Here is a 13016-nt window from a genome sequence, read left to right as displayed (position 1 = left end):
CAATAAAAGCAACAAGGAGAGGGGGAATCGGTAATGAAAAAGCTATTTTTTATTTTAACAGCGTGCGGAATCCTTATCTCTGTTTGCGGCTGCGGCACGGGATCAAATAAAGGCAATGAGGAAGATACTTCCAATGATTCTGTCATTTATGTTTCTCCTGCCGATGGCATATCAGGAGCTTACGGGGCATATGTTGTAAGGAACTCCGCAGAAGTATGAATTCATAAGATATTATACAGATAAAAGCAGCTTTCGGCTGCTTTTATTTTTTCGTTGCAATTTTCAGAGAGATATGTTATTATATAATGGACAATTGATCAGAACGGAGTTGTATCAAATTGAACAGAATATTACTCGTTGAAGATGATAAAGAAATAATCGCCAATCTTACAGAGTTTCTCAAAGGAGAGGGCTTCAGCGTCAAAAACGCCGGCGGACAGACAAAAGCGCTCGAAATGGTGGAAAATGAGAGCTTTGACCTTGTGCTTCTCGATGTTTCTCTTGCAGACGGCAACGGCTTTGCGGTATGCTCGGCAATAAAAGCCAATACCTGTATCCCTGTTATTTTTCTGACTGCCTCAGGTGACGAATTCAGCACAGTAACAGGCTTTGATCTTGGAGCAGATGACTATATAGCCAAGCCATTCCGTCCCCGTGAGCTTGTATCACGAATAAAAAACGTCCTCAGACTTACAGGCAGTACAGGCACTGTAACTCAGCTGGGAGATGTACTTGTTGACACTGTAAAGGGAACTGCAAGCAAAAACGGAAAAGATTTGTTTTTGTCTGCCCTTGAGTACAGATTGCTGCTTGTTTTTATCAATAACAGGGGAACTGTTATGACAAGGACAAAGCTCCTTGAGTCGATATGGGATATAGCAGGAGAATTTGTCAACGATAACACTCTTACAGTCTATATAAAGCGTCTTCGTGAGAAAATAGAGGACGATCCTGCAAATCCGACCATAATAAAGACAGTAAGAGGTCTTGGGTACAGGGTGGACATATGAGAGATCTGCTTAGAAATACGGAGATAAAGCTCTCATTTGGGATATACGTTTTTTTATCGGTCCTCGCTGTTGGCGGCGCTTTTTTATATGACAGGAGGCTGCTTCTGCCTGCACTTTTACTATGTGCTGTATTCACTTTTATCCACATGTACTGCATATATATCCGCTATAAGCGCATCTCAAAGATGTCGGCGGATATTGACAGGATACTCCACGGTGATGACAGCATAAGGTTTGAGAATTATTCAGAGGGAGATATAGGGCTTCTCCAGAGCGAGATATACAAAATGACAGTTCGGCTTCGTGAGCAGCAGAGCAAGCTTACCGAGGACAAGATCTATCTCGCAGATTCTCTTGCGGATATCTCCCATCAGATAAGGACTCCGCTGACGTCGATCAATATACTTGTTTCAATGCTCTCCGAGCCCGACCTGACGTATGAGAAGCGTGAGCAGCTCATACATAAGCTGTACGGACTTCTTTCGCGCATAGACTGGCTCATAACCGCACTTCTTAAAATGTCTAAGCTTGACGCAGGAACTATAAAATTCCACAGTGAGGATATAAGTATCCGTGATCTTCTTGAAAAAGCCTGTATGCCTGTTCGTGTGCCAATGGAGCTTCGCGGACAGGAGCTCATCATCGAGGCTGAGGGAGATATAAGCTGTGATGTTGCGTGGAGCTGTGAGGCTATCGGAAATATAGTGAAAAACTGCATGGAACATACTCCTGACGGCGGAAAAATAACTGTCTGCGGGAAGAGAAATACACTTTTCTCAGAAATAGTTATTACCGACAGCGGCAGCGGTATTTCCAAGGACGATCTGCCGCATATATTTGAGAGATTCTACAAGGGCAGGACTTCCGAGGACAAAGGCGGCTTCGGCATTGGACTTGCTCTTGCAAGAATGATAGTGACAGGACAGAACGGCACGATTAAGGCAGAAAACGCATCAGGCGGCGGAGCTGTTTTCATTGTCAGATTTTATGAATCTACTGTATAAAGCGAGATTATTCTCGCTTTTTCTTTTTGTGACATTTTTGTTATTTTAAAGTCACCTTACAGTCATATTGACATGATAGAATATATACATAAACCAAGAAAAGGAGCATTTACTATGGAGATACTCAGAGTTGAAAATTTATGCAAGGTCTACGGCAGCGGTGAAAACGAAGTTCACGCACTTGACAATGTAAGCTTTAAGGTTGAAAAGGGCGAATTTATCGCAATAATCGGTCCGTCAGGCTCGGGAAAGTCTACTTTGCTCCATATACTTGGCGGAGTTGATAAGCCCACCTCGGGAAAAGTGTATATGGACGGCAAGGACGTTTATGCTCAGAATGATGAACAGCTTGCCATATTCCGCCGCAGACAGGTGGGACTTATATATCAGTTCTACAATCTTATTCCCGTACTCAATGTTACCGAGAATATTACACTTCCTGTACTCATGGACGGTCAGCAGGTCAATGATGACAGACTCAATGAGCTTATTGCAACACTGAAGCTCAAAGGCAGAGAGGAACATCTTCCCAATCAGCTCTCAGGCGGTCAGCAGCAGAGAGTTTCCATTGGCAGAGCACTTATGAACGCTCCTGCGGTCGTATTAGCAGACGAGCCTACAGGCAATCTTGACAGCAAGAACAGTCAGGAGATAGTCGATCTTCTCAAGCTTTCCAATCAGAAATACAATCAGACGCTTATTATCATTACTCATGATGAGAATATAGCGCTTCAGGCTGATCGTATACTTGCTATAGAGGACGGCTGTATTATCCGTGACGAGGTGATACGCAAATGAATATTTTTAATAAAGTTACACTTCAGTCGCTGAAAAAGAACCGAACAAGGACATTTGTAACGATAATCGGTATCATGCTGTCAACAGCTCTTATCTGTGCTGTTACTACCTCTTTTGCTTCTGTAAGACAGTACGCAATAGGTTATTTCGAGCAAACTGAGGGCAAATGGCACGGAATGCAAAAGAATATCGACAACGATACCTTCAAGAAGATCGACGAGTCTGACAAAGTAAAGGACAAGGCGGTATTCAGCTATATAGGCTATGCAGACATCGGAAGCACCAACAACTACAAGCCATATCTGTACATATCAGGCTTTCATGAGGACGAGGAGGGGATAGCTCCCGTACATATTATCTCGGGACGTTTTCCTGAGAACAGCCATGAGATAATGCTCCCCGATCATCTTGCCGATAACGGCGAGGTTTACTTCAAAGAGGGTGATGTGCTGAAGCTTGAAATAGGCGACAGAGTTCCTAATACCGATGAGCTTCTCAGCATGGACACCGATAAGTTTGATTATAACCTCAGGGAAAGCATTGATATAGAGAGTCTTATTAGAGATAATTCGGATATCATCAACAGCTATATACTCAGACAGGACACGCCCTATGTCGCTGTAGATGAAAGCGGAAAAACTATCTCAGCCGAAAAGCTGAAAATAAGGGAGACGAGAGAGTATACAGTTGTCGGATTCTACCGCCGCCCTGAATTTGAGGACATGTTTTCTCCGGGATATACTGCACTGACAGTTCCCGATGAGTATACTGAGGACACGTATTATACAGTTTTTTACTGTATGAAGAACATGAGCGATATCTACGACTTTATGAAGGATAACGGTTTTGAGGAGGATTATCATACAAGCATGACTCACTCCGAGCTTCTCATGTTCAGAGGCGTTTCGCAGTATGCAAGCTTCTATAGCATGATATATGGTCTTATGGCAGTTGTCATTGTACTGATAGTATTTGGTTCCATTATGCTGATATACAATGCATTTTCCATATCTGTATCCGAGAGGACAAAGCAGTTCGGTCTTCTTTCATCTATCGGAGCAACAAAGAAGCAGCTTCACAGAATGGTTAGGTTTGAAGCAACTTTTCTCAGTTTTATCGGTATACCACTCGGTATAGGATTGGGAATACTCGGCATGTGGATCACATTTCTCGCTATAGGCAGAAGATTCTCTGAGCTTATGGGTGGTAACTATGATGTTCCCATGCGTATATGTATCTCACCGTCAGCTCTTATAGCAGCCTGCATAATCGCTTTCATTACCATAAGAATATCTGCGTGGATACCCTCAGTCAGAGCTACAAGGATAACTGCTGTTGAGGCAATACGCCAGAACTCAGACATAAAGCAGGATAAGCATATAAAAACTCCAAAGATCATATACAAGGTATTCGGTCTTTCGGGGGTACTTGCACATAAATACTTTAAGCGCAGCAAGAAAAAGTACCGTGCAACTATTATAAGCCTTTTTATGAGCATAGTTCTCTTTATTTCAGCTTATGCGTTTACTTCATATCTGGTAACATCTGTGGACGACGCATACACTACCTTTAATATGGATTATATGTATTCTCTGTTTGAAGAGCCCAATAAGAAAAACATGATCGATATAGACGAGCTTCTGAGAAATATAAAGAATACCGAATATATCACAGATGCGTGCTATTATTCAGGCAGCTATCAGTCCGCATATATCGATGAAAAATATCTGAGCGAAGAGATGAGTGGCACAGAAAAAGGCTATGTTCAGGAAGAAGCATATGATCTTGACAAAAAAGAAGGTTATAAAGTAATAGATATCCTTGCCTGCTTTGTCGATGATGAGACCTTCAGAAATCTCATTAATAAGTACGGGCTTTCCGAGAACGAGTTCATGAACCCCGACGCTCCTCTTGGTATCGCCTATGATAATTCTTTTATCCTTGACACTGAAACAGGCAGAATGATCCGTAAAAAGCTTTTTGAGTCCGACAGCTTTGAAGTAGAGTTCACAGCTCATGATGAGGTAGAGGGTTACTTCTATTCTGAGACTCATAAGGACGGAAAGGTCATATACAGCTCAAATGACGGGCTCGATCAATTAGAGTTTGACGAAAAAGATTGTTCAAGGGAAATAACCATGAGAGTCGGAAAGGTCGTTGAAGAACCTCCGTTCATGCTTAATTACTACGGTAATGCGATAGTATATCCTTACAGTTATATGAATATATTTTTCAATGATGACGAAGAGGGGGCAAGCGGCGTTGACTTCTCTATAAAATCCGATGATATCATCGGCGGATACAAGGCTCTTGAAAAGACACTCAGCGAAAACGGACTTACAAGCGAAACCCTTTACAATTATGCAGAGTCAGTTGAATCAAGCAGAAGCATAATTGTTATCATAAAGGTATTTGCATACGGATTTATCGTACTTATCTCACTTATAGCTGCGGCAAATGTATTCAACACCATAACCACAAACATCAATCTTCGCAGAAGAGAGTTTGCGATGCTCAGATCTGTTGGAATGACGTCGAAAGGCATGAAGAAAATGCTTAACTTTGAGTGCGTTCTCTATGGCACAAAGGCACTTATGTACGGACTGCCTGTTTCTGCAATAGTAACTCTGTTTATATCCAGATCAATAGATCAGGGTATCGATACCGTATTCAGAATGCCATGGGGCGCTGTAGGTATTGCGGTGCTCAGCGTATTCCTTGTTGTATTTGCAACAATGATGTACTCAATGAGCAAGGTCAGGAAGGACAATACCATTGACGCACTGAAAAACGAAAATCTGTAAATGAAAAAAGCTCTCCGATTGGAGAGCTTTTTTCAGCTGCTTTTTCTGAAATTCCTGTCAGTGAGTATCCTTGCACATATCAGACCGAGAGGGAGGGCTGTAACTATAAGAACAGCCTTTGTGAGCCAGACTGCTCCCGTAGTTATATCGTTTATGACAATATAATAAACTCCCTTGTACATGAACATTCCCGGGACCATTATAACTATTGACGGCACTGTAAGAGTTATTCGCGGATAGCCTATCCGGTGATGGATAGCTGATGCAAGAAGTCCTGCGGATAATGCGCCTGTGAAAGCTGCAAGTCCGGCGTGTATTCCTGCCATATCAATGAGCTCTAATCTGAGAGTGTTTGCACACATACCTATCAGACCTGCTATAGCTGCCATTTTTCGGGTGCTGTTAAACATAAGAGAGAAGCCGTACACTCCGCAGAAGCTGGTTATCATTATAAATACTGCACGAAGCAGGGGAGAGATATCATAGACTTCAAAATCCTGTGGGTGGAAACTGAACACAGTTGCGCAAAGCCAGCCCGTAAGAGTTGCGACTGTTATAATGAGCAGGGCGTAGGTTATACGCTCGATACCCGACCTGAGGTCAAGCTTGGCAAGATCCATGCCGCCTGTGATAAGCGGAAATCCCGGGATAACAAAAAGCATAGAGCAGATATATCCCGCCTGATGTACTGCTGAAACTCCGAGAAGAAGTTCTGCCAGCTTTATGAATATGACGTATGTACAGCACGCCGAAGCAACACCTGCGGCAACATTGGCAAAGAGAGTGATGTGACGTTCAAGCAGCTTTTTCCTTACAAAGTTTCCTATACCTGCACCGAAAAATGCACAGAGCATCTCTGCTATGCCGCCGCCCAGCAGAAATGTAAATGCACAGCAGGCAAAAGCGGCAGCAAGCCCGAGATTCCAAGCTTTGTAATTGCCCTTCATGTCCTGAAACTTATCAAGTATCATGTGGAACTGCTGAACAGAGTATTTTTCGACTCTTTCGGCAAAGCTGTCGGCGAAGTGTTCAAGCTCGTTGAGCTTATCGGTGTTTACGCCAGTTGTGTTTAATGAGATAGCATTTGTATATGTTTCATTTCCGCTTATGCAGGTATATTCTATGGAAAGCAGACCAATGTCCGCATTGCAGGTTATCCCGAGAGCACGTGATATTTTATTCATTGAAGCTCTTACACGCCATGCGGCTGTACCTACGGACAGCATCATCAGTCCGACTCTTCCCACAAGAGAGGCTTTCTCCTGCAATGAAGCATTTTTTGCAGGTATATTGCTTTCGGTATTGACTATATCATGCCATTCTATTGCCATATGCTGTTTTCTTAGCTTACTCATATAACGCTCCTTAGTGTTTTATCAGATCATCAAATTATATTATACCACTTTGGCAGCTGTAAAGCAATACTGTGAGCGCATGAAAAAGGCGATACACTTAAATGTATCGCCTTTTGTAATATTACTTAATATCTTTAACGGGGATAATAGGGGATTTTGCACCGTTTGGAGCCTTATTGACCGCCGTATGTCCAGTGAAGTCAACGTAGAGATCATCAAGATCGTCTGCATTGGCTATAAGTGATACCCTGACGTGAGTTTCACCGCCTGCGGGGATATTTATGCCGTTTTTACCGGATTTATTGTCGCTTTCAAGTGACAGGAAGTCCTCAGAGGCTATTTTACTGTGATTCATAAGCACAGCATCTCCCTTGTGACACTTCACTCTCCAGTTGCAGTCCCATTCGGGTGCTATAAGCAGTCTTGGGAATATATTGTAGCTGACCTTACAGTTTTCAATATCTTCGCATATATCTTCGTCCCCGACGTTTTTATATGTCAGGTCGAGAACTATAACTTTCTTTTGTACTGTTTCTGTGTCTGTTATCTCATCAAGAGTGTTTATGCCGTCGCCAAGAGTGCCGTACTGATAGGTCTCATATATCTTGCCGTCGTCAGCAAGGTATTCGCTGTAATCAGCTCCCCAGCCGCAGCCGTCTGTAGTAATGCCGTCGAAATCATCCTGAACCCATGCATCGTTTACAGTTATCTCAACACTGTGTCCAAAACCATTTTCATCCGAAACCGTATCGCCTATGCTGACAATATTATAGTCATCAATGCTTTTTCCTGTAGTATCAGATCCGATATCAGAAGAACCGCCTGAGGATTCTTCTCTCTGGAACCATGTTCCCGCTGTGGTCGTATCAGAGGGGATAAGCTTCATACCGTCGATAATACTTTTCAGATCATCATCTGAGATATCGTCGGTAGCAAACAGTTCAACAACAAAGTTAGTGTTCGTGAACTGTATCCAAGATACACGTCCGAAATTATTAGTATCTTCCACCCCTGAATAATCCTTATTCTGTCTGTGGAAGATATAAGCTGTCTTTTCCTCATTGGAAACGTCATCAAGCTGAACAATACCGCCGACCTTTTCTTTCATTGGAGTATCAGCGTCAACTCTGAAGTAACATGAGTCAAATGTACCGCCTGCGGCTGTTGCGAAAGCGTGCTTGCCAATTCTTTCGCTGTCATCATAAGCGCCGTCGGGGAGCCATGTGTATTCTACATCGTAGTTCTGCTCATCGGAAGCTTCTTCCTCAGTAGGCTGGAATGTGAGGATATACTGGTATTCGCCGTTCTTTTCAAGCTGCATACCTATGGGAGCAATTTCAGCTTCTTCTGTCGGCTCCTCGGGAGTAATGACAGTCTGAGTTGCAATAACATCGTCTGTCTCCGTGTCAGCAAGCTGTGCGGAATTGTTCATTGATCTTGATATAGCGTAGATAGACATAGGAGCAGCAATAACTATGGCTGCCGCAGCTGCCACCATTCCAATATAGCGGCTTTTAATATGATTTGATGTCTTTTTCATAGTGATCCCTTTCTGTATGTTCTCCCTGCGAAGTTCATACCTAACGGAGAAATCATGCATTTTGTCCGATGAAAAAGCTTCATTGACTATGTTGTCCCATTCTTCTTTGGTAGGAAACCTTTTATTTTTCATTGTTGATCTCTCCTTTTGTTTTCAGGCGTTTTTTAGTACGTTCAAAACGCTTTCTTACATTTGCTTCGGTGAGTGATAATTTATCAGCAACTTCCTTCCATGACATTTCCTCGATACATCTAAGCGTAACGATACGCCTGTCGGTCTCACCGAGCCCGCGAAGAATGTCATTTACCGACTCTGTATCACATTGCTCCTGAGCTTTATCGGCGACCTGTATTGCATTGTCGATGGAGACTTCCTCACTGTACCGACGCTTGTTTTTACGATAGATGTTTATGGAAGTGCTTTTTATGACTTTAACGATATAAGCCTTTGTCTTTTCGCTTTTGCAGTCGCCGAATCTTCCTATCCTGTGCATTATCCTTATAAATGCATCTGAAACAGCGTCCTCGGCAAGTCCTTCATCATGCAGAACAGCGTAAGCTATACGGTACATTGGCTGCTCATATAGCTCATAGAGAAGTCTCAGCTTTTCGGATTCGTCGTTAGTCATTTTATCACCTCAATTGAAACGTTTCATAACATATAACACTTTTTCTGTCTGTTTTGTGACACCAAATCAAAAAAAAGCTCCGTATTGGAGCTTTTTTATATACCTGAAAGGTCGAAATCGGGCACATAATCTTCGGATGCCGAGCTTTTTTGCTGCGTAAAGCCGTTTATTCCGAGCTCGGCTGCAAGATCAACCACACTGTTGTACTCCATTTTTGTGACTTTGCGTTTCAGCTCCGGAAATTCATCAGAGATAAAATCAAAAGGAGTATACTGGTTCATTATGCTGACCAGTACATCTTCGACAGAAGTATTTTCGGCTATCCACTTAATTATTTCCATTGAGTCGTGCCTGTGGGAGGGGAGCACCATATGACGAATTATCGTTCCTTTTAAGAGACCGCCCTCGGCGTTATATTTAAGCGTACCGACCTGTTTTACCATTGCAAGCACAGCAGCCGAGGCTTTTTCAAAGTAGTCGGGTGCATTTGAATATCTTGCGGAGATATCAGGGGAATAATATTTGAGATCAGGCAGGTAGACATCAATATATCCGTTAAGCATTTTAATAGTATCGACAGATTCATATCCTCCGCAGTTATAAACAACAGGTATGGACAGCTTATGCTTTATCATGTCAAAAGCATTTATTATATTGGGAACAAAGTGTGTGGGCGTAACAAGGTCAATATTGTCTGCACCCATATCCTGTAATCTCAGAAATATCTCAGCAAGCTTTTCGTCAGATATCTCTTTTCCGAAGAGCGTGTTGCTTATTTTGTTGTTCTGACAGAAACAGCAATGGAGATTACAGCCTGAGAAAAAAACGGTTCCTGCTCCGTTTTTGTAAGAAATACAGGGTTCTTCCCATTTGTGCAGAGAAGCTCTTGCAACTATAGCCTTGCTCCCTGCACCGCAGAAGCCTTTACTGTTTATTCTGTCTGTGCCGCATTTTCGCGGGCACAATGTACATTCATTCATCATATTCATCGTCCATGTAGTCCCTGAAATCAAAGTTTTCGGAAGTCGTTGTGCTGTCAAGCAGCTCCTTTGCGCTTATATTATTGTTTATACAGTACATTGCCGCAGCGGCAAGAAATATACTTTTGGAAAGTCTGTTTTTGTTGCAGTAATCGGTTATGAGCCTGTCCTCATAAAGGCTTGCTCTGCAGGAAAGGCTCTTATAATAGATAACGCTGTTGGAATAGCGGGATATTTTGTTCTTCTTAGCCTTTTTTCTGTCCATAACACCGTCTCCCTTTGACTGAATATTCTAATTTTATCACCGCAGCTTCAAAAAGTCAATAAATGTCGCAAAAAACGCCTGCTTACATTGAACATCACAAAATTTTCACTTGCTTTTTTGTATAAAGTGATGTATAATTAATATTGCATTATTATTTAAGGAGCTAAAGCTATGATAAATATAGGTTTTATTGGTGCAGGCAACATGGGCACCGCAATAATGAAAGGCATATCAACAAGCAGCCTCGGTGCTGAAGTAAAGCTTTTTGCTTTTGATCCATGCACTGAAAAACTCGCTGCACTTGCTGAATACGGCGTAAACGGCTGTTCTTCCGAAAAGGAGATAATGGACAACTGCAAGTATGTTTTCCTCGCTGTCAAGCCTCAGATAATTGAGGGCGTTCTTGAAGCAATATCTGCTCACACAACAAAAGATACTGTTATCATTTCTATTGCAGCAGGTATCGGCGACGAATTTATTGCAAAGAAGACTATTCCCGATGCAAAGGTTGTTCTTGTAATGCCAAACACACCTCTTCTTTTAGGTGAGGGAGCATCGGCACTTTCAAGAAACGAGCGCGTAACAGATGAAGAGTTCGATGTTGTGCTTAATATTTTCAAAATATGCGGTAAGGCGGCTGTTATTTCCAAGGATAAAATGAAAGAGATAATCGCTATTAATGGAAGCAGTCCTGCATTTATCTATCTCTTTGCAAAGGGCTTTATTGACTATGCAGCTTCAGTTGGAATCGACAAAGCAGCTGCTGAGGAGCTCTTCACTCAGAGCCTTATCGGTTCTGCAAAGATGATAACAGATTCGGGATATACTATCGACGAGCTTATTAAAATGGTATCCTCCCCGGGAGGAACTACTCTTGCTGGTCTCGACAGACTTTATGAGGGCAATCTTACAGAAGTAGTAAAGAATTGCTGTGACAGCTGTACAAAGAGAGCATACGAGCTTTCAAAATAAGTCTTAAATGCTTTTTATGCGCATATATTTCTTTGAAAGGAATGATGTGCATGAAACAGATAAGTACGTTCAACACTAAAAAAGACAGGACAAGCCTGCTTTTTTACATGATATTTATTATCGGAGGTATTGGGGCAGGAGCTTTCCTCTCAGGAAAAAGTCAGCTTTCGGCTTCTGTATGGATAAATCAGCAGCTTTTTACCCGGACTTTTTCAATGAGGGATTCACTGAATACTCTTGTTTCGCTTCTTTTATATCTGGGAGCAGCCTTTTTGACGGGGCTATTTGCTTTCGGACGTCCCTGCGGACTTGCCTTGCTTGTATACAGAGGGATAGGGATCGGTGTTTCGGCAGGTCTTATGTATGTCATGTACGGCAGAGGAGCCGTTGTCCCTGTTATCATTACGTTTTTGCCAAGAGCGGCATCAGCGGCATTTATCGCTGCGGTATCTATTAGGGAATCAGCACGTAATTCAAGGTCTATCCTTGCGTTCTGTATGAACAGATACGACAGCGGTGAAAACAGTATAAGCTTTAAGCTTTACTGTCTGAGATATATAGTACTTTTTATTTTTTCAATATTTATTTCTGCGGCTGACGGAGCTGTATTATATCTCTATGGTTCTGTGTGCAGATAGTAAACGGAGGAATTTATTTGGGCGTTTTTTTCAAGGATTATGTCAGTGCAGGAGTAGGTATATCCAAGCATGCTCCCAAGAAAAAAGGTGCAGCATTGTTTTTTGATATACTTGGCAGAAAGTTCTGGAAGCTTCTTGCAATTAACTTTATGTATATGTTATTCTTCCTGCCTTTTCTTTTGATCTTATTGGCACTTGCCATCTTCAAAAACAGCTACTACGGCTTTGTAATATCCGCAGGAGTTTTATTAGCTGCTTTTGCAGTTCTTATCGGACCTGCTACAGCAGGAATGACCAAGGTAATAAAGTCATTTGTTATCGAGAAGCCTGCATTTATCTGGCGCGATTTCTGGAGCGCTTTCAAGAGCAACTTCAAAAATGCGGCTATCGTTGGCTTTATTGACTGTGTGGTATTTGCATCCGCATTTTCATCTTTGCAGGTTTATCCAGCAATTGCCAAGCAAACAGGCTCAAAAGCCATATACATACCTATGGTGATAGCTTTCAGCCTGTTCCTTGTAATTATCATAATGAACTATTATATTTTCCCGATGATGATAGCGACCACGCTGTCTCTGAAAAATCTTATAAAGAATTCATTTGCCCTTGCTTTTGTTGCACTGAAGCAGAATTTCTTGATCTTTATCGTATCCTTGCTCACATTTGCTCTTATGGGAGTATTGCTGTTCTTTGTATTTCCTGTATTTATGCTTCTTATGCCGTTTTTTCCTGCGGCATTCCTGTGTCTTTTTAGCTGCTTTATAAGCTATCCCGTTATACAGAAATATGTTATCAATCCTTACTATACAAGCATCGGCGAGATAAATCCCGAGCTTGTTGACGATACTGCCGACGATGAGGAGCGTATCTTTGAGGATATGGGCGGCAAGGAAAAGCCTATTGAAAAGCGTACAAAGGGAAAAGGAAAGAGAATATCATAATAATTCGGCGCATTTTGCGCCGTTTTTATTTTTTGTGTGATATTTCATACATTTATTTCGTTTTACATATGAAGTACTTCA

13 protein-coding genes are annotated in these 13016 nt (G+C 42.0%); 8 read left to right on the top strand and 5 right to left on the bottom strand.

All coding sequences use genetic code 11. From position 1 onward, the window contains the following. Positions 1 to 33 precede the first annotated feature (33 nt). The 5 genes from N774_RS0103035 (at position 34) to N774_RS0103015 (ending at position 5616) form a co-directional block, all read left to right on the top strand. Positions 34 to 219, top strand: coding sequence for a hypothetical protein (locus N774_RS0103035; RefSeq protein ID WP_024859824.1), 186 nt, complete (start codon positions 34 to 36; stop codon positions 217 to 219). Positions 220 to 338: 119 nt separating this feature from the next. Further along, positions 339 to 1010, top strand: coding sequence for a response regulator transcription factor (locus N774_RS0103030; protein ID WP_024859823.1), 672 nt, complete (start codon positions 339 to 341; stop codon positions 1008 to 1010). Then, positions 1007 to 2014, top strand: a complete 1008-nt coding sequence (locus N774_RS0103025; RefSeq protein WP_024859822.1) for a sensor histidine kinase — start codon at positions 1007 to 1009, stop codon at positions 2012 to 2014. The genes N774_RS0103030 and N774_RS0103025 overlap by 4 nt, the downstream gene beginning before the upstream one ends. Positions 2015 to 2128: 114 nt before the next feature. Further along, positions 2129 to 2812 carry an ABC transporter ATP-binding protein gene (locus N774_RS0103020; protein ID WP_024859821.1) on the top strand — a complete coding sequence of 228 codons (684 nt, stop codon included), beginning with the start codon at positions 2129 to 2131 and terminating at the stop codon, positions 2810 to 2812. Continuing rightward, positions 2809 to 5616 (top strand): ABC transporter permease, encoded by a 2808-nt coding sequence (locus N774_RS0103015; protein ID WP_024859820.1) that lies wholly within the window; start codon positions 2809 to 2811, stop codon positions 5614 to 5616. Before N774_RS0103020 ends, N774_RS0103015 begins: the two co-directional genes overlap by 4 nt. 32 nt (positions 5617 to 5648) lie before the next feature. Here the strand turns inward: N774_RS0103015 and N774_RS0103010 are convergent, their stop codons facing one another. The 5 genes from N774_RS0103010 to N774_RS0102990 all read right to left on the bottom strand — a co-directional run bounded on the left by N774_RS0103010 (position 5649) and on the right by N774_RS0102990 (position 10384). After that, positions 5649 to 6971 carry a threonine/serine ThrE exporter family protein gene (locus N774_RS0103010; protein WP_024859819.1) on the bottom strand — a complete coding sequence of 441 codons (1323 nt, stop codon included), beginning with the start codon at positions 6969 to 6971 and terminating at the stop codon, positions 5649 to 5651. A gap of 121 nt (positions 6972 to 7092) precedes the next feature. Continuing rightward, positions 7093 to 8643, bottom strand: coding sequence for a hypothetical protein (locus tag N774_RS0103005; protein WP_024859818.1), 1551 nt, complete (start codon positions 8641 to 8643; stop codon positions 7093 to 7095). After that, positions 8633 to 9139 carry an RNA polymerase sigma factor gene (locus N774_RS0103000; RefSeq protein WP_024859817.1) on the bottom strand — a complete coding sequence of 169 codons (507 nt, stop codon included), beginning with the start codon at positions 9137 to 9139 and terminating at the stop codon, positions 8633 to 8635. Before N774_RS0103000 ends, N774_RS0103005 begins: the two co-directional genes overlap by 11 nt. Positions 9140 to 9234: 95 nt before the next feature. Next, positions 9235 to 10122, bottom strand: a complete 888-nt coding sequence (locus N774_RS0102995; RefSeq protein WP_080770408.1) for a radical SAM protein — start codon at positions 10120 to 10122, stop codon at positions 9235 to 9237. Then, positions 10112 to 10384 carry a hypothetical protein gene (locus N774_RS0102990; protein ID WP_024859815.1) on the bottom strand — a complete coding sequence of 91 codons (273 nt, stop codon included), beginning with the start codon at positions 10382 to 10384 and terminating at the stop codon, positions 10112 to 10114. Before N774_RS0102990 ends, N774_RS0102995 begins: the two co-directional genes overlap by 11 nt. Positions 10385 to 10555: 171 nt before the next feature. Here N774_RS0102990 and proC point away from each other — a divergent pair, with 171 nt between their 5' ends. The 3 genes from proC to N774_RS0102975 are packed head-to-tail and all read left to right on the top strand — an operon-like array spanning position 10556 to position 12935. Continuing rightward, positions 10556 to 11356, top strand: a complete 801-nt coding sequence (proC, locus tag N774_RS0102985) for a pyrroline-5-carboxylate reductase (protein ID WP_024859814.1) — start codon at positions 10556 to 10558, stop codon at positions 11354 to 11356. A 50-nt stretch (positions 11357 to 11406) separates the two neighbouring features. Continuing rightward, positions 11407 to 11994 carry a hypothetical protein gene (locus N774_RS0102980; protein WP_024859813.1) on the top strand — a complete coding sequence of 196 codons (588 nt, stop codon included), beginning with the start codon at positions 11407 to 11409 and terminating at the stop codon, positions 11992 to 11994. A 17-nt stretch (positions 11995 to 12011) separates the two neighbouring features. Next, complete coding sequence (locus N774_RS0102975) at positions 12012 to 12935, top strand: DUF624 domain-containing protein (protein WP_024859812.1); 924 nt, start codon at positions 12012 to 12014, stop codon at positions 12933 to 12935. The last annotated feature ends 81 nt before the right edge of the window (positions 12936 to 13016 follow it).

The sequence above is a fragment of the Ruminococcus flavefaciens AE3010 genome, from assembly GCF_000526795.1.
In the GTDB taxonomy this organism is placed as follows: domain Bacteria; phylum Bacillota; class Clostridia; order Oscillospirales; family Ruminococcaceae; genus Ruminococcus; species Ruminococcus flavefaciens_D.
This window is presented reverse-complemented; position numbering and strand designations above follow the sequence as displayed.

What these genes read in the sequence shown, in the direction of transcription:
- N774_RS0103025 (WP_024859822.1), top strand. Translation starts at nt 1,007, where the DNA reads ATGAGAGATCTGCTTAGAAATACGGAGATAAAGCTCTCATTTGGGATA.
- proC (WP_024859814.1), top strand. Translation starts at nt 10,556, where the DNA reads ATGATAAATATAGGTTTTATTGGTGCAGGCAACATGGGCACCGCAATA.
- N774_RS0102980 (WP_024859813.1), top strand. Translation starts at nt 11,407, where the DNA reads ATGAAACAGATAAGTACGTTCAACACTAAAAAAGACAGGACAAGCCTG.
- N774_RS0103010 (WP_024859819.1), bottom strand. Translation starts at nt 6,971, where the DNA reads ATGAGTAAGCTAAGAAAACAGCATATGGCAATAGAATGGCATGATATA.
- N774_RS0103015 (WP_024859820.1), top strand. Translation starts at nt 2,809, where the DNA reads ATGAATATTTTTAATAAAGTTACACTTCAGTCGCTGAAAAAGAACCGA.
- N774_RS0103035 (WP_024859824.1), top strand. Translation starts at nt 34, where the DNA reads ATGAAAAAGCTATTTTTTATTTTAACAGCGTGCGGAATCCTTATCTCT.
- N774_RS0103020 (WP_024859821.1), top strand. Translation starts at nt 2,129, where the DNA reads ATGGAGATACTCAGAGTTGAAAATTTATGCAAGGTCTACGGCAGCGGT.
- N774_RS0103000 (WP_024859817.1), bottom strand. Translation starts at nt 9,139, where the DNA reads ATGACTAACGACGAATCCGAAAAGCTGAGACTTCTCTATGAGCTATAT.
- N774_RS0103005 (WP_024859818.1), bottom strand. Translation starts at nt 8,643, where the DNA reads ATGAAAAATAAAAGGTTTCCTACCAAAGAAGAATGGGACAACATAGTC.
- N774_RS0102990 (WP_024859815.1), bottom strand. Translation starts at nt 10,384, where the DNA reads ATGGACAGAAAAAAGGCTAAGAAGAACAAAATATCCCGCTATTCCAAC.
- N774_RS0102995 (WP_080770408.1), bottom strand. Translation starts at nt 10,122, where the DNA reads ATGATGAATGAATGTACATTGTGCCCGCGAAAATGCGGCACAGACAGA.